The following is a 22,546-nucleotide window of genomic DNA, read 5'->3' as shown; positions in this document are numbered from 1 at the left end:
CTTCGATCGCCGGGGCGTCACTCCACCTGGAAGCCGATCTCCACGCTGACCTGACGCGGCGCCGGGATGGGTCCGAAGCGCCACTGCTTGACCGCGTTGATCGCGGCCGTGCTCAGCTTGCGATCCGGCGAGCGCAAGGCCTGCGCCCCATCGACCGAGCCGTCCGGCCGGACCGTGAACTGCACCAGCACCGAGCCGGCGCGCTGCTGCGCCAGCAAGGAGCGGGGGTACTCGGGATCGACCTTGCGCAGCAGTTTCAGCGGCACGGGCTCGTCGTCGGGCTCCGGCTCGGGCGCCTTGCCGGCCGGCGCGGCGGTCGACGGTGCCGCCATCGACACGACCTGCGGCGCCGGCGCTTCCGACATCGGCTGCGGCACGGGCATCGGCGGTGCGATCGTCTGCGCGGCGGACTGACCGATCGCCGCAGGCGTGGGCGACGCCGTGGCAACGACTGGCACCGGCGCCGTATCGGGCACGGCATTGCGGGCCGCGAGCGCACGCTCGGCGGCGGGGTCCAGGTCCTGTCGACGCGCCACGGGCGCGGCGGCCGGCGCGGCCGTGGCCACGGGCCGGGCGACCGGCTTGGGCGCCTCGGCCTTGGCTTCGTGCGCGGGCTTCTTCTCGCCCTTCTCCGCGTGGAACTTGATCCACTGGAACACCTTGTCGGCATCGCGCTTGGCGCGGTCGACGTCGCTCAAGGCCGCCTTCGGATCGACCGGCGCGGCCGACGTGGCCGCCGCGGTCGGTGCTGTCTGCGCGGGTTGCGCGGTCTGCGCCTGCGCGGTCATCGCGACCAGACCCCAGGTCAGGGCCTGGGTCAACACCTGGCACGCGACCAGGCCGCGGCGTCGGACGCTCGGGAGACTACGGCTGCTCATCACTCCACCCTCTCGATTGCGCTGGTTGCTCTCTTTTGGAGACAACGCCGGTCTTGTCTACTGCTTGTTGCTGTGGTTCTTTCGCGCCCCGGCATGAGCGCCGCAGTGTAAGAAGTCACCTGGGTGGATCCCCCTCGGTGTTTCCCCGGAATCAGGATGTAACAGCGGCCTGGAAGCCCCATGGCGTCGGGGTTCCGTCGAGGAATTCACATCCGCGCCGCGCCGCGCGCGACCGGACCTATACTGCGCGCCTGCTCCGGGGAGCCCTGGGTCGACGACGCGTTTCGCGCATCGCCGGCACGGGCTGAGACATGGCGATGAAGCCGTGGACCCGCTGAACTTGATCCGGTTCGTACCGGCGTAAGAAGAGCCCGCCCTTCCAGGCGCACCTCGGCGAATCGCGAGCCCCCAGGCCCGCACCAACGCCCAGCGGTCCCGCACCGCGCCCGTGCGCCCCGCCCAGGAAGGGGTCTGTTCCGAACGTCCGAACGTCCCCGTCAGTCCAGCCTCCGGCGCCCAACCGGAGACCCTGATGCCCGACTCGACGCCTGACCTGCAGCAAGACCTGCCCCGGCCGCCGCCGCCTTCCAAGACCGCCTCGCCGCCAGCCGCGCGCCGCTGCCCGCGTCGACCAAGACGCACGAGCCCGGCGTGTTGCATCCGCAACTGCGCGTGCCGCTGCGCGAGATCGCGTTGACCAACGGCGAACGGCTGACGGTGTACGACACCTCGGGCCCGTACACCGATCCCGCCGTCGAGACCGACGTGCGCCGCGGCCTGCCGACGACACGCGCCGCGTGGGTCGAGTCGCGCGGGGACACCGAGCCCTACACCGGCCGCGCCATCCAGCTCTTCGACGACGGCCTGCGCGAGGCCGCGCAGCAGCAGGCGCTGCGCGCGCAGAGCGCCGCGCTGACGCGTCCGCCGCGCCGGGCGAAGTCCGGCGCCAACGTGACGCAGATGCACTACGCGCGACGCGGCATCGTCACCGCCGAGATGGAGTACGTCGCCATCCGCGAGAACGGCCGCCGCGCCTGGATGCACGAGTACCTGTCCGACACCGAGCGCGAGCAGCGCCTGCGCGGCCAGGGCCTGGGCGCGCAGATCCCCGGGATCATCACGCCCGAGTTCGTCCGCGACGAGGTCGCCCGCGGCCGCGCCATCATCCCGGCCAACATCAACCACCCGGAAGTCGAGCCGATGGCCATCGGCCGCAACTTCCTGGTCAAGGTCAACGCCAACATCGGCAACTCGGCCGTGAGCTCGGGCATCGAGGAAGAGGTCGAGAAGCTCGTGTGGGCGACGCGCTGGGGCGCGGACACGGTGATGGACCTGTCCACCGGCCGCAACATCCACACGACGCGCGACTGGATCCTGCGCAACAGCCCCGTGCCCATCGGCACCGTGCCGATCTACCAGGCGCTGGAGAAGGTCGGCGGCGTGGCCGAGGACCTGACCTGGGCGCTGTTCCGCGACACGCTGGTCGAGCAGGCCGAACAGGGCGTCGACTACTTCACCATCCACGCCGGCGTGCGCCTGCCCTTCGTGCCGATGACGGTCAAGCGCCGCACCGGCATCGTGTCGCGCGGCGGCTCGATCCTGGCGAAGTGGTGCATCGCGCATCACCGCGAGAACTTCCTGTACACGCACTTCGAGGAGATCTGCGAGATCATGAAGGCGTACGACGTCAGCTTCTCGCTGGGCGACGGGCTGCGGCCGGGATCGCTGGCGGACGCCAACGACGAGGCCCAGTTCGCCGAACTGCGCACGCTGGGCGAGCTGACCAAGGTCGCGTGGAAGCACGACGTGCAGACCATGATCGAAGGCCCCGGACACGTGCCGATGCACATGATCCAGGCCAACATGACCGAGCAGCTCAAGCACTGCGACGAGGCGCCGTTCTACACGCTGGGCCCGTTGACCACGGACATCGCGCCGGGCTACGACCACATCACCAGCGGCATCGGCGCCGCGATGATCGGCTGGTTCGGCTGCGCGATGCTGTGCTACGTGACGCCCAAGGAGCACCTGGGGCTGCCCGACCGCGACGACGTCAAGCAGGGCCTGATGGCCTACAAGATCGCGGCGCACGCGGCCGACATCGCCAAGGGCCATCCGGCGGCCCGGGCGCGCGACGACGCGCTGTCCAAGGCGCGCTTCGAGTTCCGCTGGGAGGACCAGTTCAACCTCGGCCTCGACCCCGAGACGGCGCGCGAGTTCCACGACGAGACGCTGCCCAAGGACAGCGCGAAGGTGGCGCACTTCTGCTCGATGTGCGGACCGAAGTTCTGCTCGATGAAGATCACGCAGGACGTGCGGGAGTACAGCGCGCAGCTGGCGGCGAACGGCGATGCCGACGGCCATGGCGGTCATGCGGCGGACGCCGAGGCGCAAGCGGGCATGCGCGAGAAGAGCGCGGAGTTCCTGGCCGGCGGCGGCGAGCTCTACATCCCGATCCGCCAGGCCTGAGCGCGATGGCCGCGATCGCCATCGCCGGCGCGGGGCTCGCCGGACGGCTGCTGGCGTGGACGCTCGCGCGGGCCGGACATCGCGTCGAGGTCTTCGACGCGTCGCCCGGCCCCGGGCCTGCGTTCGACGCGCACGGCGCGGCCGCGTTCAGCGCCGCCGGCATGCTGAGTCCGCTCGCCGAGCAGGAACAGGGCGGCGCGGAGATCGCCGCCCTGGGCTGGCGCTCGCTGGCGCTGTGGCCGGGCATCGTCGCGGCGCTGTCGCGACCGGAGTCATGCTCTGGCTCTGGCTCTGGCTCTGGCTCTGGCTCTGGCTCTGGCCCTGGCCCTGGCCCTGGCCCTGGCCCTGGCCCTGGCTCGAGCTCGGGGTCGAGTTCAGCGTCGCGGCCGGTGCCACTGCGCATCGACGGCAGCCTGCTGCTGTCGCATCGCGCGGACCTCGGTGCGGCCCAGCGCGCGCTGATGCGCATGCCGGGCGCGGAGCCGCTCGATGCGGACGCGCTGCGCGCGCATGAGCCGATGCTCGCGCCGGGCCTGCGGGGATGGCTGCTGCCGCGCGAGGGCCTGATCGCGCCGATACCCGCGATGGCCGCGCTGCACGACGGCGCGACAGGCGCGCGCTGGCACTGGGCGCGGGCGGTCGACCAGGTGCTGCCCGGCGAGCTGCACTTCGCCGACGGCGGGCGCTGGCGCGGCGACTGGGCGATCGATGCGCGCGGACTCGGCGCCCGGCCGCCGCTGCCGCTGCGCGGCGTGCGCGGCGAGATCATCACGCTCTCGCTGCCCGCTCACGGTCTGCGCCGGCCCGTCCGGCTGCTGCATCCGCGGCATCGCGTCTATCTCGTGCCGCGCTCCGACGAGGAGCTCGTCGTCGGCGCCAGCGAGATCGAGAGCGAAGACCGCAGCCCCGTCTCGCTGCGCTCCGCCGTCGAGCTGATGGCGGCGGCGCAGAGCGTGCTGCCGGCGTTGTCGGAGGCACGCATCGTGCGGCTCGACCGGCATCTCCGGCCGGCGCTGCCGGACAACCTGCCCTTCACCCATCACGAGCCCGGCCTGCTGCGGCTCAACGGCCTGTACCGCCATGGCTGGCTGCTCGCGCCGGCGCTGGTCGAGCGGCTGCTCGACGACGCCGGGCTGGCCGCCCCTCTCCTGGAGACTTCCCCATGAACGCCCTCCCCCGATCACCGTGCGGCTCGACGACCGCGCCGTGGCGATGCCCGCCGGCGCGACGCTGGCGCAGCTAATTGAACTCGAACGACGCGAGGCCGACGCCGTGGCCACCGCGCTGAACGGCCGCTTCGTCGCCCGAGACGCGCGCGCGGGCACGGCGCTCAACGACGGCGACGTCGTGCTCTTCTTCCAACCGATCGTCGGAGGTTGACATGCTGCTCACCACCGTTGCGCAGTCCACCGATCCGCAATCCGTCGATCCAGGAGTGCCCCATCCGTCACCGCCGCATCTTCAAACGGACGATCCGCTGCTGATCGACGGCGTCGCGCTCGACAGCCGCTTCTTCCTCGGCACGGCCGGGTACCCCAGCCCCGCGACGCTGTGCGACGCGATCCGCGCGTCCGGCTCGCAGCTGCTGACGGTCGGCCTCAAGCGCACGCTGCAGGCGGGCGACAACGGCGCGCTGGCGCGGGCCCTCGCGGTCGGGCGCGAGCAGGGCGCGCGGCTGCTGCCCAACACCGCGGGTTGCCGCAGCGCGCGTGAGGCGGTGCAGCTCGCCCACATGGCGCGCGAGCTCTACGGCACGGCCTGGATCAAGCTCGAGGTCATCGGCGACGACCACACGCTGCAGCCCGATCCGTTCGAGCTGGTCGCCGCGGCGACCGAACTCGTGCGCGAGGGCTTCGTCGTCTTTCCCTACTGCACGGAGGACCTGATCCTCGGCCGGCGCTTGCTGGATGCCGGCTGTCCGCTGCTGATGCCGTGGGGAGCGCCGATCGGATCGGGCCAGGGACTGCTGAACCTGCACGGGCTGCGCACGCTGCGCGAGCGCCTGCCCGACACCGTGCTGGTGATCGACGCGGGCCTGGGCGCCCCGTCGCAGGCCGCGCGCGCGATGGAGCTGGGCTTCGACGCGGTGCTGCTGAACAGCGCGGTGGCGCAGGCCGCCGATCCGGTGGCGATGGCGGGCGCGTTCGCCGACGCCGTGCGCGCGGGTCGGCAAGCCTTCCGCGCGGGCCTGATGGCGCCGCAGGCCTTTGCGGTTGCGAGCACGCCGGTCGGCGGCCATGCCTTCCTGCTGGGGGACGCATGAACGGGCAGAACGAACACGGCGATCGGCGCGAGTCCGCCGCGATGGCCCGCCCGTCGCCGGCCGTGCCGCATCCGAGCCTGCCGGGACCTTGGGCCGCGACGATCGATCCGGACCTGCTGACCCTGACGCCGTGGACCGACGATCCGACGCCGCCGGTCATCTGGAGCGTCGCCGGCACCGACAGCGGCGGCGGCGCGGGCTTCAGCGCCGACACGCGCGCGGCGGCGGCGATGGGCGTTCATCTCTGCCCCGTCGTCGCGGCCGTCACGGCGCAGCACTCGCAAGGCGTGAACGCGGTGTTCCCGCTTCCCGCCAGCCAGGTGCGCGCGCAGTTGAGCGCCCTGCGCCAGGACCTGCCGCCGCGCGTCGTCAAGACCGGCCTGCTCGCGAGCGCGGCGACGGTGGACGCCTTGCTGGCGCAGATCGGCGAGTCCCCGTTGGTCGTCGATCCGGTCCTCGGCGCGAGCGCGGGCGGCGCGGCGTTCTGCGACGACGACCTGCTCGGCGCCTATCGCCATCAACTGGTCCCGCGCGCGGCGCTGATCACGCCGAACCGGCGCGAGGCGGAACGGCTGCTCGGCGTCCCGACGGGCCAGCTGCCGGTGCCGGAACTGGCCGCGATGCTGCGCGGGATGGGCGCGCAGGCGGTCTGCATCACCGGCGGCGACGATGCGGCGCAGGTCGACGGGCTCTCGATGGACTGGCTGGACAGTCCGCTGGCGACGGGATGGATCGCCTTGCCGCGCCTGTCCGGCCGCAACGGCGGACCGCCGCATCACCACGGCAGCGGCTGCACCTTCGCGACCGCGGTGGCCGCCGCGCTGGCGCGCGGCTTCGCCGTGCCCGACGCGGTGATCCTCGCGAAGATGCTCACCTGGAGCGCCCTGCGCGACGGCCACGCGGCGGGCGCGGGCGCCGGACCGCTGCGCCCGGACCGACGCTTCGTGGACGACCCCCGCGCGATGCCCGTGATGGGCTTCGACGACGAAACGACACCCGATCGCGCGACGCTGACGCGCTGGCGCGAGGTGATGTGGCCGGCGTCGCGCCGTCCGGCGCACTTCGCCACCGGTCTGTACGCGATCACGGACCGAGCGGAACGCGTGGCGACCCTGGCGCTCAGCGGCCAGTTCGAGCATGTGCAGCTGCGCATCAAGCGGGGCCCGTCGACCGATGACGAGGCGCTGCGCTCGGCGATCCGCGAGGCGGTGCGCGACATGGCGGGCCGGTCGGCGAGCTTGTGGATCAACGACCACTGGCGGCTGGCGCTGGACGAAGGCGCGCGGGCGCTGCACCTCGGCCAGGAGGACTGGGCGGGAATGGGCGGCGAGGACCGCGACGATCTTCAGCAGCGCCGCACGCGGCACGGCGTGCGCCTGGGCCTGTCGAGCCACAGCCTGTGGGAGCTCGCCCGCGCGCGCGGCGTGGCGCCGGACTACATCGCCTGCGGCCCGCTGTGGCCGACGACGACCAAGGACATGCCGTGGCTGCCGCAAGGGCTGGCGCAGTTGCGCTGGTGGGCGCGCATGGCGGGCGTGCCGGTGGTCGGCATCGGCGGCGTGCTGGAGGAGCGCCAGTGGCGCGCCGGCCTGGCCGCCGGCGCGACGGCCATGTGCCTGGTGCGGGCGGCGGAGGAGATGGTGGCGAAGGGGCGCTTGTCGTCACCTGCTTCTGAGTCATCGACGCGCGGCGCAAGCTCTTCGCGCAGGACAACGACCTGATCCGCATCCTGCAGAGCGAGTTGGAGAACCCGCTGGCGCTGGTGCGGGCGTTGGGTGGTGGATGGCGGCGATCGCCGCGATCGCCGCTCGATCCACGCGCCGCAAACGGGGCAGTGTTGCCAAGGTTTCCCGGTATGAGAAATGCGAGGAGGGATGTCGCTCCTGCGTCTCGCCATTTGGAGTGCCCCCCTTGGCGCGATTTCCAACTGCCGGTCTCGGGTGCAGGATCTGGGCTCGTTCGATGCACGCCGGGCGGCCCACATCGTCATCTCCTTCCACTGCCTCCGAAGGGTCGCCCGGCGTTGCAACGGACGTACAACTTTGTTTTACGTCAACTGCATCGCCCTTCTAGAATCCGACCCAGGCTGCAATGGAAGGGAGGCGCTCATGGAAGTGGTGTTGAAGAAAATGGGAAACAGTACCGCGTTGATCCTCCCGCCGACCGTGCTCCGCAACCTGGGTCTGACCGCGGGTCATGCCCTGACGCTGGAGACCACGTCCGACCGTCGCATCGTCCTGACCCCGAAAACGCAAGTACACGCTGGCCGAGATGATTGCCCAGTGCGATCTCTCCGCAGCGCCACCGGCGGACATGGCGGACTGGGATCGCATGAAGCCGGAAGGCGGTGAAGCGTGGTGAGGAAAGTCTTTGACCGAGGCGATATCGTCGCGGTGCCTCTCGATCCCGCGCTGGGATTCGAACAGCGCGGGACGCGCCCCGCCCTGGTCCTGACGACCAAGGAGTTCAACGCGCTCGGAGACGTCCTGGTGGCGCCCATCACGCAGGGAGGCGACTTCGCTCGTCATGCTGGCTTCGCCGTGACCTTGACCGGCACGGGATGCAAGACGCAGGGCGCGGCGCTGGTCAACAAGATCCGGATGCTGGACCTCCACGCGCGCAAGGCGCGACGCATCGAGCAGGTGCCCATGGAGGTCATCGACGATGCGCTGGCACGGCTGTCGGGACTGTTGCAGTGACCTCGACAGCGACGTGCAGACGGCCGGACCAGGCCGGTCGCGCTCATTGCCAGCGTGCCACTCGAGCCCGCAGCGACGGGGTCGGATCGTTTGCCCGCCTCAGCGCGTCGGTGATCAGGGCGCGCGTCGCCAGCGGCAGGGCCAGCTTCTGATAACCCAGCCGAACACCGGCATGTGGGCCCGGAGATCGGACAACGGATCGACCACGAAAGCGGCAAAAAAAGGACAAGTTCATTTGTCGGAACTTGTCCCTTCAGGTTCGCCGCCTCGCAGATTTCGTCGCGGTTGTCTGCGAGTGACGCAGTGTCGAGTTGCGCAGGACAGGGGCTTACGGGCCCCGCCATTGAAGTCGCTGCCGGGCGATGACGATCACTGCTTGGTGACCTTCGCCGGCCGCTTCGCGCCGGTTGCATCCGCCGGCGCCGTCGCGCCCTTCACCGCCGCCTGCGCGAGCTTGAAGAACACGTCCGTGTTGTCGATGACGCCGGTGAACGCCAACGCGCCCGGGCCGAAAGCCGACAGCGGGATGTCCGTCGCGGTGTGCACCGCCTGCTCGCCGGGCACCTGGCCCGTGACCAGGAACTCGCCCGTCGCGTCGTCGCGTTCGGCGGCGTTGGCCGGGTACCACTTCAGCGGTTCGGCCTTGGCCAGCGGCTGCTGCGAATCACGCAGCGGCGTCGCGTTCGTGCGCCAGTCTTCGTAGCGATCGGCGTTCGCGCCGTATCCGACCAGCAGGCGGTAGTCGATGTCGGTCGCTTCCGGATAACCGTCGGCGGCGATGCGGTAACGCGGGAAGCCCGCCTTCTCGTACACGCCGACGACCTTGTCGCGCAGGTTGGCCGCACCCTTCTTCGTCGCCGCGTCCAGCAGCGCCTGGTCGGTCAGCATCGAGCCGCCGATCAGCGCCGCGCCCGAGCATTCGTGATCCGCCGTCACGATGACCAGCGTGTCGCCGTTCTCGCGCGCGAAATCCTGCGCGACCTGCACGGCACGGTCGAACTCGATCGTGTCGAGCATCCAGCGCTCGCTGTCCATGTTGTGCGCCTGCTTGTCGATCGAGGCGCCCTCGATCATCAGCACGAAGCCCTTGGACTGCTTCTTCAGCGTCGCGATCGCGGCCTTGGCCATCTCGTCGAGCATCGGCTGGTCGGGGAAGCCGTAGTCGTCGACGACGCTGCCGCCGGCCAGGCCCTTCTTCGCGCCGCGGCGGCCGTCGATCTTGTCCAGCGCCACGTTCATGTTGGAGAACGCGAACAGGCCCAGCAGCTTGTCGGCGCCCGCGCCCGCCGTGGCGGCCTCGAGCTCGGTCTTCGTCGGCGCGTAGCGGTAGCCGGCGCCCTGGAACTCCTGGATCAGGTCGCGGCCCTTGTCCTTCGAACCCGGGGCGGCACCCCAGCGCTTGACGATCTCCGACGTGTGGGGATCGGTCGCCGAGAACGCGTAGTCGTTGCTGTCGGCACGCTCCGAGCCGGCCGTGCCCGCCGGCAGGAACCACTTGCCGGCCGCCGCCCAGCAGCACCGTCAGGCCGGTGCGCGAGCGGTCGTCGAAGAACTGGTCGACGATGCCGGTGCCCGCGCCGCGGTTGCTCGTGTGCACTGCGTTGCCAGCCGGTGTCGCGTCGAACACGTCGGCCGTCGTCACGATGCCCAGCGCCTTGCCCTGCGTGCGATGCAGGTACTCCGACAGGTATTCGATGCGCGGGTTGTCGAAGGGCTCGACGGTGTCGTCGGGGAACACGCCTTCTTCATTGTTGTTGTTCTTGTTGCCCGAGACGTAGGACGTCATGCCCGGCGACGAGTCCGTCACCACCGAGTTCAACGACGCCGTCTTCACCATGCCGGTCGCCGGGAAGGTGTCCATCGCCAGCGGGTTGATCACCTTGCCCTGCGCGTAGCCGCCCTTGACGATGCGGGCCGCGGTGCGTTGCGCGGCGCCCATGCCGTCGCCCAGCAGGATGATGATGTTCTTGACCTTCGGGCCCATCGCCGCGGTGAAGGGCACCACGTCGAAATTGCCGATGGCGGCGACCTTCTGACCGTCGGACTGGGTGGCCTCGACGCTGAACTCATGGCGGCCGGCCTTGTCCAGGCTCACCGCGCGGATCGTCGCGATCGCGGTCTCGGCGCTCACGCCCTTCACGCAGCCGGTGGCGCAGTCGCGCAACGCGACCGTCGCGTCGACCGGCTTGCCATCGATCACGAAGCGCGCGGCAGTGATGCGCTGGCCGGCGTCCGGCTTGATCGTGGCCTGCAGGTCGAAGCGTTGGCCGGGCAGGAAGCGCGCGATGACCGGCTCCGGCTGGCCGCTGGAGAAGCGCTCGCTCGGCGGCGTCAGGCGGGTGACGGTCGGAGCCGCCACAGCGTTGTTCGCGGCGCTCAGCGCCAGCAACGCGCAAGCGCCGGCGAGCAGGGAAGGCAGATGTTTCATCGTTGGGAGCTCGAGTCGGGGGAATCGGAAAGGGCGTCGGTCGGCAGTTGCAGGCGGATCCAGGACACGCGGCCGGTCTCGTCCTCGACGCGGCCGATCGACAGCGTGCCGGTGAGCGTCACCAGTCCGTTGCGATGGGCGACGAGGCGGTCCCGCTGGGCCGGATCGAGCAGCACGGGTGACCGTGGCCGCGGGCAGGTCATCCGCCTCGCCGTCGGCGTGTTCGCTCATGCGCACCGGGCGCGGCGTGAGCCAGAAGCGGCCCGGCTTGGCCTGCTCCTGCGCGACCATGTAGCCGACCAGTCGCACCGCGCGACCATCGGCGGCGCGCAGCTGGTCGGAGAGCTCCAGGCCCGCCGGCCCGATCGGCGACTTGAAGAACTGAGCGAACTTCAGATCGGCCACCGCTTCAGCGGGGGCGGGCCCGGCGTGTGCCCGGACACGGAGAGGGGCAGAAGGGCGACCGCGGCGCACAGCGCGGCAATCGAGCGGGCGGCACGGCGGGCAAGCCGCGTACCTGTGGTGAGTTGGACGCACATAGGGACGCGATTCTTTTCGGTCCCGCATGACGGTTCCGTGACGCTCCGTTTTTCTTGCTTGACACCGCGGGTCGCACGCCGCGAAGCTGGCCCGCCAGCACAAGGGAGTCCATGAACACGCCAGACCCTCGGCCCGGGCTTCACGCCCTGAACGCGCTGTACGCGCGCCGTGCGCCGGTCTATGACTACGAGCTGATGCCGGTGGCGCCGCTGCGGCGCGAGGCGATCGCGCTGCTCGGCCTGCAACCGGGGCAGACCGTGCTCGACGTCGGCGCGGGCACGGGGCTGAGCCTGCCCGGCCTCAGCCGCGCCGTCGGACGCACCGGCCGCGTGGTGGCCGTCGAGCCCTGCGAGACGATGATGCGCCAGGCGCGGCAGCGCGCGCGGTCGATCACCTCGACGCATCGATCGACTTCCTGCCGGCCACCGCGGAGGACGCGGACTACGCGTCAGTGCTCGGCAAGCGCCGCGCGGACGCGGCGCTCTTCTTCTTCACGCACGATGTGCTGCAGAGCGAGGAAGGCCTGGAGCGCGCCTTCTCGGCGCTCAAGCCCGGTGCTCGCATCGTGGCGGCGGGACTCGCCTGGGCGCCGCCGTGGATGCCGGTGAGCAACCTGTTCGTGCTTGGTGCGGCGATGCACTCGATCGTGCGCATGGACGGCCTGGAGTGCCCATGGCGGCTGCTCGAGTCCCGGATGAAGAACGCGGAGGTCGAGCGCCGCTGGCTCGCCTCCGCGTATGTGTTGACCGGCTCGGTCTAGCCCTCACAGCCTCACGGGGTGCTCGGTAGCGAAACCGTCGAAGGACGGTGGTGGTTGGGGACGGTGAGGCGTGAGGTTTCGGAGCTTGACTCCGGGGCCTCATGCCTCGGCGGCCAACGCCCCACCCTCCGCAGGCAGGCGGCCTCCCTCAATCCTCCAGCGGCACAAAGATCCACAACAGCAGGTAGAGCAGCACCCCACCCCCGGCGCAGGTCGTGAGCGCCACGAACACGATGCGCCAGAACCACGCCGCGAGCCCGCTCAGCCGGGCGAGCCCGCCGCACACGCCGCCGATCCAGCGGTCGTCGCGGCTGCGACGGAAGGTGTTGATCGCGTTCACCACCGGCGCGCCGCTGCTGCCGCCGTGCGGCGTGGCGTAGGCATAGGACGTCGAACTCGACGACCGGGCGCTGGCGTTCAGCACGCGCTCCTTGGCCTTGGCGAACTCCTCGTCGCTGAGGATGCCGCGTTGATGCAGATCGGCCAGGCGGCTGAGTTCTTCGCTGTCGGACATGGTGGGCTCCTTTCCCGGAGAGTCGTGCATCGGAAGATGCGATGGGTTGAAGACTACGCATCGGCCCGGCCTGCCGCGAGGCGTGTGCGACCGGCTGCATCTGGGCGCGATGCGGAGCGGATGAGGCGCGACAGGGCGTTTCCACCCAGGCCCGGCGCCGCGCGGCGGACTAGCGTTCCCGTCCATGAACCTCGAAACCATCGAACTGCAGACCCGCGAGGCGCCCCGTTTCAGCCTCCTGGTGCTGCACGGCCTGGGCGCCGACGGCAACGACTTCGTGCCCGTGGTCCAGGCCCTGGACCTGTCGCCGGTGCTGGCGCTGGGCGGCCTGCGCGTCGTGCTGCCGAGCGCGCCCGAGATCCCCGTCACCATCAACGGCGGCATGCGCATGCGCGCCTGGTACGACATCCGCCACGGCGACCTCAGCCAGCGCGAGGACGCCGACGGCCTGCGCGTGTCGCAGCGCCTGATCGAGGACCTGATCGCGCGCGAGGAAAGCGAGTTCGGCATCCCGCCGGAGCGCGTCGTGTTGATGGGCTTCTCGCAGGGCTGCGCGATGACGCTGATGACCGGGCTGCGGTATCCGAAACGGCTGGCGGGGCTCGTCGGCCTGTCCGGCTATCTGCCCGTGCTGGGCACGACCGAAGCCGAACGGAACGCCGCCAACGCGGACACGCCGATCTTCCTGGCGCACGGCAGCAACGACGGCGTCGTCGTGCCGGCCCGCGCGCACGCGTCGCTGGCCGAGCTGCGCCGGCTCGGCCACGACGTCGAGTGGCACGAGTACCCGATGGCCCACGAGGTCAGCATGGACGAGATCCAGGACCTGCAGGCCTGGCTCGTGAAGACGCTGACCGCCGCGGGCGCCGCGGACTCAGCCGGCGGCTGATCCGCGGCTCCTGTCCCTCGGCTCCCACTGCCTGTCCGCCCACTTCCTCGACTTCTTCTTCCGCCCCATGTCCAACCGGTCCCTCCTGTCCTCGCTCCCCGCGCTGTCGTTCGCCCTGCTGCCGTTGGCGCCGCTCGCGCCGTTGTCCGCGGCCACGCCGCCGCAGTCCGCCACGCCGGTCGCCGCGGCGGCGGCTTCGGTGGCGCAGCCCATCGCCGCCAGGCTGCCGATCACGCACGACGTCTACGCCACCTGGCGCAGCATCCAGCACACGCAGCTGAGCCGCGACGGGCAGTGGATCGCCTACGCGCTGGTCGCGCAGGAGGCCGATGGCGAACTCGTCGTGCGCCACGTCGCCGACGGCCGCGAGTACCGCGCGCCGCGCGGGACCTCGCCGCAGTTCAGCGCCGACGGGCGATTCGTCGCCTTCGCCGTGCAGCCGACGCGGGTCGAGCTCGACAAGGCCAAGAAGGACAAGAAGAAGGGCGACGACGCCCCCCAAGGCCGGCGCGGCCTGGATGGACCTCAGCACCGGCAAGGTCAGATCGTCGACCGCGTGAAGCGCTTCGCCTGGGGCAAGGACGGCGGCCAGCATCTGGCGTTGTTGCTGGAGGCGCCGGCGAAGAAGGAAGGCTCGAAGGACGCCAAGGCGGCGCCGGCCAAGGTCGACGCCGAGATGGATGACGGGATCGATGCCGGCATCGATGCCGATCTCGACGCGAATCCGCGCGATCAGGAAGCGCCCGCCGAGGGCGGCGCGCCATCCGCCAAGAAGGTCCCCGGCAACGACCTGCTGCTGATCGACGCGGAGACGAAGCAGCGCAACGCCTTCAAGGACGCGTCGGACTTCGCCTGGAACAACGGCGGAACGCTGCTGGCCTACGTCGTGTCCGTCAAGGAACCGGCGAAGAAGGACGCGTCCAAGCCGAGCGCGCCCGCCGTGCCCGCAGCGTCGGCATCGGCGCCCAGGCGTCCCCGGCGCATCCACGGTATCGGACGCTCCGCCCGCGGTCGTCGCCGAGGCAAGACCTGCCCCGATGACGCGGCCCGCGAGGGCGTCTACCTGATCGACCCGGCCGCGCCGACGCAGGCGCGCGCGGTGATGTCGGGCGCCGGCAGCTACAAGCAGCTGCGCTTCGACGAGGCCGGCCGCCGCCTGGCGTTCGTCAGCAGCCGCGATCACGTCGCCGAGACCAAGGCCGCGGAGAAGGCGAAGCGGGCCGACGAAAAGGAGGAGAAGAAGGACGAGAAGGCCGACAGGCCCGATCCCACGCCGTTCAAGCTCTTCCTGTGGAAGGCCGGCCAGGAGCGCGCCGCGGTGCTGGTCAGCGCGCAGACCGCCGGCATGCCCGCCGGCTGGACGCCGAGCGAGCACGCCGCGCTCGCCTTCAGCGAGGACGGACAGCGCCTGTTCCTCGGCACCGCCGAGCTCCCCGCGCCCCGAGCCCAAGGATGCGCCCGAGCCGATGAAGGTCGACCTCTGGCACTGGAAGGATCCGGAGCTGCAGTCGGCGCAGAAGGCCAAGGCCGAGCGGGAGCGCACGCGCAGCTACCGCGCGGTCGTGCACTTGGGCGACGACGTCGACGCGGCGCGCTTCGTGCAGCTCGCGACGAAGGACCTGCCCACGATCCAGGTCAACGAGAACGCCACCGTCGCGCTCGGCCTGAGCGAACTGCCGTATCGCCAGCTGATGTCGTGGGAAGGTGCCTACATGGACGCCTATGCCGTCGACCTGAACACCGGTGCGGCCCGGCCGCTGGCGCGCAAGCTGCGCCATGCGCCGACGCTGTCGCCGGCCGGCCGCTACGTGCTGGGCTTCGACGCGCCGGCTGCGCGCTGGATGGCCTGGCGCACCGACACCGCCGCCGCCATCGACCTCACCGGCAAGATCAAGTCGCGCTTCGACAACGACGACCGCGACGTGCCCGACCTGCCCTCCCCCTACGGCAGCGCCGGCTGGACCGCGGATGACGACAGCGTCGTCGTCTACGACAAGTTCGACCTCTGGGCCGTGCAGCCGGCCACCGGCCAGTCCCGCAACCTCACGCAGGGCTGGGGCCGCAAGCAGCAGCTGCAGTTGCGCGTCGTGCCGCTCGATCCCGAGGACGCCGACAAGAAGCCCCTGCCCGCGGATGCACTGACGCTGGCCGGCACGCAGGACATCACGCGCGCCAGCGGCTACTACCGCGTCGACGCGACCGGTGGTGTGCCGAAAGCGCTGATCCAGGACGACCGCATGATCGGCGGCCTGATCAAGGCCAAGGACGCGGACCGCATCGTCTTCACGCAGCAGAGCTTCACGCAGTTCCCGGACCTGTGGACCTCGACGCTCGCGTTCCAGCAGCCGCAGAAGATCAGCGACGCCAACCCGCAGCAGTCGCGCTACGCATGGGGCACGCAGGAGCTGATCGAGTACACCGCCGCCGACGGCAAGAAGCTGCGCGCGCTGCTGGCCAAGCCGGCCGACTTCGACCCGAAAAAGCAGTACCCGATGATGGTCTACATCTACGAGAAGATGACCGACAACCGGTACCGCTACATCCCGCCGGCGCCGGCGCAGAACATCAACGTCACGCGCTACGTCAGCAACGGCTACCTGGTGCTGCGTCCGGACATCGTCTACACGACCGGGCAGCCCGGCAAGAGTGCGATGAACACGGTGCTGCCGGCGATCCGCCAGCAGATCGCCAAGGGTTACGTCGATCCCAAGCGCGTCGGCATCCAGGGGCACAGCTGGGGCGCGTACCAGATCAACTACCTGATCACGCACACGAACCAGTTCCGCGCGGCGGAGGCCGGCGCGTCGATGGCCAACATGATCAGCGGCTACGGCGGCATCCGTTGGGGCGCGGGCATCAGCCGCGCGTTCCAGTACGAGCACGGTCAGAGCCGCATCGGCGCCACGCCCTGGGAGCGTCCGGACCTGTACCTGGAGAACTCGCCGATCTTCCGTGTCGACAAGGTCACCACGCCCTACCTGACGATCCACAACGACGAGGATGACGCGGTGCCCTGGTACCAGGGCATCGAGTTCTTCACCGCGCTGCGCCGCCTGGGCAAGGAGGCGTACTGGTTCAACTACAACGGCGAGAAGCACGGCCTGCGCGACCGCGACGACATGAAGCACTTCACCGTGCACATGGCCGAGTTCTTCGATCACTACCTGCTCGGCAGTCCGCGGCCCACGTGGATGGACCAGCCGGTGCCCTGCCTCGAACGGGGCAAGCGCGACGTGATGGGCCAGTTCAAACCGGCGACGCCGCCGGCGGAGACCGCCGTGGCCAAGGGCCAGGAATCGTCAACCTCCACGAGCGCCAGTAGGTCTCAGCGCGGCGGTTCCGCGTTCTGCGCCGCGCGCCGGGCGCTCTCGATGCGCTCGCCGATCGGCGGGTGTATCGACAGCCATGCCGTGCCGCTGTCGACGCGGCCGTCCCGCCGCATCTGCTCCAGCACCTTGAGCCACGCGCCGACCAGCGTCTCGTTGGGCAGGTGTTCCCGCAGGATCAGGCGCTGCGCCTCGGCGTCGGATTCGCGCTCCGCGTCGCGCGAGTAGCGCAGCGTCTGCACCGAGGCCAGCGTGCCCGCCGCGACCGATGAGAAGTCGCCCATCACCACGCCCGCCACCGACAGCAGCCCGGCGCCCTGCACCAGGTGGCGCATCGCGTGGCGGTGCTTCACATGGCCGGCCTCGTGGCCGAGCACGGCGATCAGCTCGTCCTCGCTCAGCAATTCCGCCAGGCCGTCGAAGACGAAGAGGGTGCCGTTGGGCAGCGCCATCGCATTGAGGCCGGGGCGGTCGCCCTGGCGCGCGAAGCGGACGTCCAGGGCCACGCCCGGGAACACGCGTCCGGCGATGTCGGCGAAGCGCGCGCGGATCGCCTGCTGGCGTTGCGCCGGCAGCTGGGACGGCTTCAGCCAGGTGGCCGCGAGCTGCTCCTCGACCCGCTTGCCGACCGCGCCGTCGAGCTGCGTCGGAATCAGCGGCAGCGCGGCACGCGCCAGCAGCCCCACGCCCTGGCGGTCGAACCACACGACCAGCGCGATCAGCGCCACAAGCGCGCACGCGGCCAGGCTCCAGCTGCCGATGATCAACGACATCAGCGACTGGCCGCCGAGTACCCGTCCCATCGCGCTGTCCGCGGGGAGCCAGACCGTACCGCCGTCCGGCAGGCCGACCGGCGTCGGGCGGCCGCGCCACCATTCGCCGACCTGCAGCGCCTTGCGGGCGTAGCGGCGCAGGCCGGGCATCGACGGCCGCGACGCGGCCAGCTCCGCCTCCGACGGCGGCGTCGACGACGAGCTTTGCGGGCGCGGCGGCCACGGCATGAATTCGAAGTGATTGCGGCTCAGGCGCACGCGCACCTCGTGCGGCCGGTTCTCGGCGCCGTCGAACCAGCGGGCGGTGGCGGTGAGGGTTTGCGGTTTCATGGCGGGTCCTGCGCGCTCACCAGCCGATGTCCAGGCCGAAGGCCTCGGCGGCGCCGTCGCCGATCGCGCCGCGACCGCGACGCTGCGGGGCGGTCACGACGAGTTCACCGATCGGGGTATCGGACAGCACGACCAGGCCCTCGATGCGCATCTTGGCGATCCGCACGGCCAGGAAGGGCCAGTACAGGCCCAGCGTCAGCAGCGTCAGCAGGCCGTGGGTCAGCAGCGTCTTGAACAGCGCGAATTCTGAGATCGCGTAGGCGAATCCGATGCCGCCCGACAGGTGCGTGCGGGTCCAGGTGAGGTGCTGAAGCCGCGCGACGTAGACCGGCCAGGCGAAGGTCCAGACCACGGCCAGCGCCATCAGCGGCAGGACGGTACTCACCGGCCCTTCTTCCGCGCCCGGTACCAGCTTCAAGGCGGCGGACACGCCGAAGCCGAGCAGCGCGGCCACGACGCCGCCGACGATCAGCGCCAACCCCAGACGCACGTACAGACCGTAGAACGCGTCGACGGACAGCTGGAAGTCGAAGGCGAGCGTGCCGTAGCGGGCATGGCGATGCTGGAAGCGCTTGAGCCGGCCATGCGCGAGCGGCAGCAGCAGGAACAGCGCCAATGCGGCCAGCCCGTCGACGAGCGGATTCGAGCCCCAGCCCGCGACCAACGACGCCAGCGTCCACGCCACCAGCAGCGGCAGGCAGGACGCATAGACGGTGACGGCGTTTGCCTGGAACCCGAAGCGCAGGCCACGCCAGCTGGTGTTGCCCAGCTTGAAGCGCTGGGCGCCCGCGAACAGCATCGGTCCGGCCGCGTAGAGCACCGCCAGCATGGCGAAGCCCGCCACCGCGGACCAGTCGAATGCGTGGCCGTAGGCGATCAGCAGGATCAGCGCGATCACGCGTCCGGCGAGGATGCGGCGCGGGTCGCCGTGGAAGTCGAAGGGTTCACCCGCCAGCAGCGTGTGCCGCGCGAACCAGCGGGCCTTGCGGCGCTTCGCCCAGGCGGAATAGACGCCGAGCGTCGCCAGCGTCAGCAGCGCGTTGACGATCCAGACGCGGAAGTAGTCGCCGCCGGTGCCGGTGAACTCGAGCCGCTGCGCATGACGCTGGGCGGCGAGGGCGTCCGGCGCGGACGCGGCGCCCGACGACCGGCCGACCGGCCGCGCGGGCGCAGGCGACACCGAGCCCGGCCCGCGCGCAGGCGCGGACGTGGCTGGTGCCGCCGGCGGCGCCTTGGGCACCAGCGTCAGCTCGGTCGTGCTCTCGATCAATCCCTCTACTCCCGGGCTCTCGCGGCCCGGGCGAGTCTACTAAAGGGCCTCGGCGCCGAGCCGCCCTCGGACGAGCGTGTGCTCCCGGGCGTCGGCCGGCGCGAACAGCGCCACCATCGTCGCCATCAGCGCGCGCGCCTTGGCCGAGTTGTCACCGCCGTAGTTGCAGACGTAGACGTCCAGCGTGACCGACGCGATCTCGGGCCAGGTGTGGAGCGCGACGTGCGACTCCGCGAGCAGCAGCATGCCGGTGATGCCGCCGGGCTGACCGTCCGGGGCATCGGGGAAGCGGTGCCAGTGTTCGCCGACGACGCTCAGGCCCGCACCCTCCGCGGCCGCTCGGATCGCCCGCGCAAGACCTGACCCGTCCGTGAGCAGATCTTCGTTGGCGCAGCCGGCCAGGTCGGCGGTGAGGTGCAAGCCGTTCATTGGCTGGGAGTTTAGGGGCTGTCCTGCGCAGGGCTGTCCTGCGGAAACCGGGGCGTTGGCCGCCAGAGCGCAGGGCCCCGGCGGCAAGCGCCGAAACCCTGCGCCCTGCCGTCCCCAACCACTGGCGTACTGCCGCGGTTTGGGACCGAGTCAGGCGGTCGGTTGTTGTTCGGCGCCGGCCTCGGCGAGGAGCGCGTGGCAGCGCTCTTCGTGCTGGGCGATTTCCTCGAGCGTGATCTCGATGTCGTTCAGCTGCTGTTGGAGTTGGCGGCGGTGCTGCTCCAGGACGCCGAGGAAGGCGCGCGCCTGCGGCACCGTGTCCGACTGGTTGTCGTACATGTCGACCAGCTGCTTGATCTCCTGCAGCGACAGGCCCAGCCGCTTGCCGCGCAAGGTCAGCTTCAGTCGCGTGCGGTCGCGCTGCGTGTAGACACGGTTGCGACCGGCACGCGCAGGCGTCAGCAGTCCCATGTCCTCGTAGAAACGGATCGCCCGGGGAGTGATGTCGAACTCGGCCGCCAGTTCGGTGATCGTGAACAGCGGCCCCGCGTCGTCGCCGGCCTCGGGCAGCGCGTCCTCGGGCAGGTCATCGGCCGGGGTCGGGCGGGGTGAGGGGCTCATGGCTACACTGGCAAATGACGTTGACGTAAACGTAAGTCTAAAGCCATGGCCAATCCTCGCGAATCGGAACTCTCCTACCCCCTGGGCGACACGCTGCCAGGTCCCGGCGAAGCACTGGACCTGCTGCCCGGCGTGCGCTGGGTGCGGATGGGGCTGCCCTTCGCGCTGGACCACATCAACCTCTGGCTGCTGCGCGACGTGCTCGACGGTCGTGAGGGCTGGACCATCGTCGATTGCGGCATCCACAACGACACCACGAAGGCGAACTGGGAGCGCGTCTTCGCCGAGCGCCTGGACGGCCTGCCGGTGCTGCGCGTGATCGCCACGCACTTCCATCCCGACCACCTCGGACTGGGCCACTGGCTGACCGAGCGCTGGCAGTGCCGGCTGTGGATCAGCGCCACCGACTATCAGCTGGCGAAGGTCGCCTCGTCGTCGACGGTCGGCATGGGCGGCGAAGCGGCGGCGGCGTTCTTCGGCAGCCATGGGCTGACCGACTCCGCGGCACTGGAGAAGATCCGCGGCCGCGCCAGCTACTACCCGAGCATGGTGCCGGCGATCCCCGCCGCCTTCCGCCGGCTCATGGACGGCATGACGGTGCGCATCGGCGATCACGACTGGCGCTGCCTCGTCGGCTACGGTCATGCGCCGGAGCACATCAGCCTGTTCAGCCAGACGCAGGGGAACGGGCTCGGCGTGATGATCGCCGGCGACATGGTGTTGCCGAGGATCTCGACCAACGTGTCGGTCGTCGATGGGGAGCCGGAAGCGGATCCGCTGCAGCTCTACCTGGACTCGCTCGCGCGGTTGACCGCCCTGCCCGCCGACACGCTGGTGCTGCCCGCCCACGGCAAGCCGTTCCGCGGCCTGCATGCGCGCATCGATCAGCTGGAACAGCACCATCGGGAGCGTCTGGCGGAAGTGCTCGAGGCCTGCACGGCGAAGCCCTGTCATGCGGCGGAGCTGCTGCCGATGATGTTCCGCCGGCCGCTGGACCTGCACCAGACGACCTTCGCGATGGGCGAGGCGGTGGCCCACCTGAATCGCCTGTGGCTGGGCGGGCTGCTGCGGCGCACGCTGGACGAGGACGGGATCCATCGCTTCTCGGCCTGAGGCCGCGACGCCGCGCTGGCGTCCGTCCGTGCGCGACGGCGCAAGAAAACAGCCCCCAGAAAGACAGTCGCCGCCGCCCCGATCACGGGACGGCGGCGCTGCGCCTTGTTATGCATCAGCTTGTCGGCTCTGAGCGCGGGTTGTCCTGACGCAGCCTGTCGGCCGGGGAACCCTGAGCGCCGCCGGGAGCGGAACGCGGGAGGAAGTTCTGACTCAGATGCGAGTGATGACAGCAACTCGCAGTGTGTACCGCCACTCAAATCAGCTACAAGCCCCCCTGAAGGGGGAAGCCCGAAACGTACTGCGTCCGCCCGCCTCAGGCCTCGTCCATCAGCGGCAGCACGGCCTGCTTGAGACGATCGCGCGCGAGCTCGTATTCGGGGAACACGGATCTCACCACCGCCCAGAAACGCGGGCTGTGGTTCATCTCCTTGAGGTGCGCGAGTTCATGCGCGACGACGTAGTCGATCAGCGCCGGCGAGAAGTGGATGAGCCGCCAGTTGAGCCGGATCATGCCGTCCGCGCTGGCGCTGCCCCAGCGCGTCTGCGCGGACGAGAGCCGCAACCCCGTCATCGTGACGCCGAGCGGCCCCGCGAAGTGCCGGCAACGCTGCTCGAATCGCTGCCGCGCCTGGCGCTGCAACCAGGCCTGCACCGTGTCGCGGATCTGCTCGGGGGTCGCGTCTTGCGGCAGGCCGAGGTAGAGCATGCGGCGCGGCACCGTCGCCAGCGTCGGTTGCGGATCGGCCTGACCCTCGTCGAGCCGCGCGCCCGTCTGCGACGGATCGAGCACCACGATCAGCGGTTCGCCCAGGTAAGGCAGGCTGCAGCCGTCGCCCCAATGGACGCGAGCCGCCTGCGTGCGTCGCGCGCGCTCGCGCTGCTCGACGAGCTTGCGCAGGATCCATTCGCCCTTCTGCTGCAGCGCCTTGTCGATGTCGCCCAGCGGCACCCACTTCGGCGCGGACACGCGCAGGCCGTCCTCGCTCACGGTGAAGCCGATGCTGCGGCGCCGCGCGCGTTTCAGTTCATAGGGAATGGACTGGCCCTGGAGCAAGACCTGACGCGTCGACGCGCCGGCATCGCCACGCGACCGCGGCGTCGGCGCGAGCGGCTCCGGCGGGGGCAGCGGTGACGTTGTCGGAGAAACGGGCTGGGGCTGGGGCTCGGTGTCGAACAGCGACAGCTGCGTGAAGTTGTTCAGCAGCGCGCCCAGTCCCCGCAGCTTGGAAGGCAGCATGGGC

General features: G+C 70.6%; 20 protein-coding genes, 3 pseudogenes and 1 riboswitch. Of the genes and pseudogenes, 13 read left to right on the top strand and 10 right to left on the bottom strand.

The annotated features are described in order from the left end of the window. Positions 1 to 17: 17 nt before the first annotated feature. Positions 18 to 878, bottom strand: coding sequence for a TonB family protein (locus ACFJIX_RS10980; protein ID WP_377159905.1), 861 nt, complete (start codon positions 876 to 878; stop codon positions 18 to 20). A gap of 247 nt (positions 879 to 1,125) precedes the next feature. Next, positions 1,126 to 1,262: riboswitch (TPP riboswitch) on the top strand. A gap of 267 nt (positions 1,263 to 1,529) precedes the next feature. Between ACFJIX_RS10980 and thiC the strand changes: the two genes are divergently transcribed. The 7 genes from thiC (at position 1,530) to ACFJIX_RS10945 (ending at position 8,309) form a co-directional block, all read left to right on the top strand. Beyond that, positions 1,530 to 3,347 (top strand): phosphomethylpyrimidine synthase ThiC, encoded by a 1,818-nt coding sequence (gene thiC, locus ACFJIX_RS10975; protein ID WP_377159902.1) that lies wholly within the window; start codon positions 1,530 to 1,532, stop codon positions 3,345 to 3,347. A gap of 5 nt (positions 3,348 to 3,352) precedes the next feature. Then, positions 3,353 to 4,513, top strand: a complete 1,161-nt coding sequence (locus ACFJIX_RS10970; protein ID WP_377159899.1) for an FAD-dependent oxidoreductase — start codon at positions 3,353 to 3,355, stop codon at positions 4,511 to 4,513. A gap of 19 nt (positions 4,514 to 4,532) precedes the next feature. Beyond that, positions 4,533 to 4,727: a sulfur carrier protein ThiS gene (gene thiS, locus ACFJIX_RS10965; protein ID WP_377159896.1), complete on the top strand. Its 195-nt coding sequence runs from the start codon at positions 4,533 to 4,535 to the stop codon at positions 4,725 to 4,727. Position 4,728: 1 nt separating this feature from the next. Beyond that, the gene (locus ACFJIX_RS10960) at positions 4,729 to 5,610 is read left to right on the top strand and encodes a thiazole synthase (RefSeq protein WP_377159893.1); all 882 of its coding nucleotides are present in this window, start codon (positions 4,729 to 4,731) and stop codon (positions 5,608 to 5,610) included. Continuing rightward, positions 5,607 to 7,331, top strand: a complete 1,725-nt coding sequence (locus ACFJIX_RS10955) for a bifunctional hydroxymethylpyrimidine kinase/phosphomethylpyrimidine kinase (RefSeq protein ID WP_377159890.1) — start codon at positions 5,607 to 5,609, stop codon at positions 7,329 to 7,331. The genes ACFJIX_RS10960 and ACFJIX_RS10955 overlap by 4 nt, the downstream gene beginning before the upstream one ends. A 387-nt stretch (positions 7,332 to 7,718) precedes the next feature. Further along, complete coding sequence (locus ACFJIX_RS10950) at positions 7,719 to 7,961, top strand: AbrB/MazE/SpoVT family DNA-binding domain-containing protein (RefSeq protein WP_377159887.1); 243 nt, start codon at positions 7,719 to 7,721, stop codon at positions 7,959 to 7,961. Positions 7,962 to 7,964: 3 nt separating this feature from the next. Continuing rightward, positions 7,965 to 8,309 carry a type II toxin-antitoxin system ChpB family toxin gene (locus ACFJIX_RS10945; protein WP_377159885.1) on the top strand — a complete coding sequence of 115 codons (345 nt, stop codon included), beginning with the start codon at positions 7,965 to 7,967 and terminating at the stop codon, positions 8,307 to 8,309. A 369-nt stretch (positions 8,310 to 8,678) separates the two neighbouring features. Here ACFJIX_RS10945 and ACFJIX_RS10940 read toward each other — a convergent pair whose 3' ends face one another. The 3 genes and pseudogenes from ACFJIX_RS10940 to ACFJIX_RS10930 form a co-directional block, all read right to left on the bottom strand. Continuing rightward, the gene (locus tag ACFJIX_RS10940; RefSeq protein WP_377161712.1) at positions 8,679 to 9,662 is read right to left on the bottom strand and encodes an alkaline phosphatase; all 984 of its coding nucleotides are present in this window, start codon (positions 9,660 to 9,662) and stop codon (positions 8,679 to 8,681) included. 190 nt (positions 9,663 to 9,852) lie between these two features. Next, positions 9,853 to 10,248 (bottom strand): annotated as a pseudogene (locus tag ACFJIX_RS10935) (alkaline phosphatase); the annotation flags it as partial. A gap of 485 nt (positions 10,249 to 10,733) precedes the next feature. After that, a complete protein-coding gene (locus ACFJIX_RS10930; RefSeq protein ID WP_377159883.1) occupies positions 10,734 to 10,913 on the bottom strand; it encodes a hypothetical protein in 180 nt (59 codons plus the stop codon). Between the two features lie 474 nt (positions 10,914 to 11,387). Between ACFJIX_RS10930 and ACFJIX_RS10925 the strand changes: the two are divergent. Both ACFJIX_RS10925 and ACFJIX_RS10920 read left to right on the top strand, forming a co-directional pair. After that, positions 11,388 to 11,612: pseudogene (locus tag ACFJIX_RS10925) on the top strand (methyltransferase type 11); the annotation flags it as partial. Between the two features lie 116 nt (positions 11,613 to 11,728). Further along, positions 11,729 to 12,037, top strand: a complete 309-nt coding sequence (locus ACFJIX_RS10920; RefSeq protein WP_377162152.1) for a hypothetical protein — start codon at positions 11,729 to 11,731, stop codon at positions 12,035 to 12,037. 148 nt (positions 12,038 to 12,185) lie between these two features. On the opposite strand, the gene ACFJIX_RS10915 is transcribed toward ACFJIX_RS10920, so the two are convergent. After that, complete coding sequence (locus tag ACFJIX_RS10915) at positions 12,186 to 12,551, bottom strand: PspC domain-containing protein (protein ID WP_377159881.1); 366 nt, start codon at positions 12,549 to 12,551, stop codon at positions 12,186 to 12,188. A gap of 184 nt (positions 12,552 to 12,735) precedes the next feature. Between ACFJIX_RS10915 and ACFJIX_RS10910 the strand changes: the two genes are divergently transcribed. The 3 genes and pseudogenes from ACFJIX_RS10910 to ACFJIX_RS10900 form a co-directional block, all read left to right on the top strand. After that, positions 12,736 to 13,440: an alpha/beta hydrolase gene (locus tag ACFJIX_RS10910; RefSeq protein WP_377159879.1), complete on the top strand. Its 705-nt coding sequence runs from the start codon at positions 12,736 to 12,738 to the stop codon at positions 13,438 to 13,440. A gap of 67 nt (positions 13,441 to 13,507) precedes the next feature. Then, positions 13,508 to 15,412 (top strand): hypothetical protein, encoded by a 1,905-nt coding sequence (locus tag ACFJIX_RS10905; protein ID WP_377159877.1) that lies wholly within the window; start codon positions 13,508 to 13,510, stop codon positions 15,410 to 15,412. Positions 15,413 to 15,677: 265 nt separating this feature from the next. Continuing rightward, a pseudogene (locus tag ACFJIX_RS10900) lies at positions 15,678 to 16,595 on the top strand (alpha/beta hydrolase family protein); the annotation flags it as partial. 170 nt (positions 16,596 to 16,765) lie between these two features. Here ACFJIX_RS10900 and ACFJIX_RS10895 read toward each other — a convergent pair. The 4 genes from ACFJIX_RS10895 to ACFJIX_RS10880 all read right to left on the bottom strand — a co-directional run bounded on the left by ACFJIX_RS10895 (position 16,766) and on the right by ACFJIX_RS10880 (position 20,189). Continuing rightward, a complete protein-coding gene (locus ACFJIX_RS10895) occupies positions 16,766 to 17,869 on the bottom strand; it encodes a M48 family metallopeptidase (RefSeq protein WP_377159875.1) in 1,104 nt (367 codons plus the stop codon). Positions 17,870 to 17,885: 16 nt separating this feature from the next. Beyond that, complete coding sequence (locus tag ACFJIX_RS10890) at positions 17,886 to 19,139, bottom strand: YjgN family protein (RefSeq protein ID WP_377159873.1); 1,254 nt, start codon at positions 19,137 to 19,139, stop codon at positions 17,886 to 17,888. A 39-nt stretch (positions 19,140 to 19,178) separates the two neighbouring features. Beyond that, positions 19,179 to 19,568 carry an S-adenosylmethionine decarboxylase family protein gene (locus tag ACFJIX_RS10885; protein WP_377159871.1) on the bottom strand — a complete coding sequence of 130 codons (390 nt, stop codon included), beginning with the start codon at positions 19,566 to 19,568 and terminating at the stop codon, positions 19,179 to 19,181. A 150-nt stretch (positions 19,569 to 19,718) separates the two neighbouring features. Further along, positions 19,719 to 20,189 carry a MerR family DNA-binding transcriptional regulator gene (locus tag ACFJIX_RS10880; protein ID WP_377159869.1) on the bottom strand — a complete coding sequence of 157 codons (471 nt, stop codon included), beginning with the start codon at positions 20,187 to 20,189 and terminating at the stop codon, positions 19,719 to 19,721. A 45-nt stretch (positions 20,190 to 20,234) separates the two neighbouring features. On the opposite strand from ACFJIX_RS10880, the gene ACFJIX_RS10875 reads away from it, so the two are divergent. Then, a complete protein-coding gene (locus ACFJIX_RS10875; RefSeq protein ID WP_377159867.1) occupies positions 20,235 to 21,302 on the top strand; it encodes an MBL fold metallo-hydrolase in 1,068 nt (355 codons plus the stop codon). Positions 21,303 to 21,618: 316 nt separating this feature from the next. On the opposite strand, the gene ACFJIX_RS10870 is transcribed toward ACFJIX_RS10875, so the two are convergent. Beyond that, complete coding sequence (locus ACFJIX_RS10870) at positions 21,619 to 22,542, bottom strand: M48 family metallopeptidase (protein WP_377159865.1); 924 nt, start codon at positions 22,540 to 22,542, stop codon at positions 21,619 to 21,621. Positions 22,543 to 22,546 lie beyond the last annotated feature (4 nt).

This window comes from Roseateles sp. UC29_93 (genome assembly GCF_042695725.1).
GTDB lineage: Bacteria > Pseudomonadota > Gammaproteobacteria > Burkholderiales > Burkholderiaceae_C > Roseateles > Roseateles noduli_A.
The sequence above is the reverse complement of the archived record's forward strand: the minus strand, read 5'-3'. Positions and strand labels throughout refer to the sequence as shown.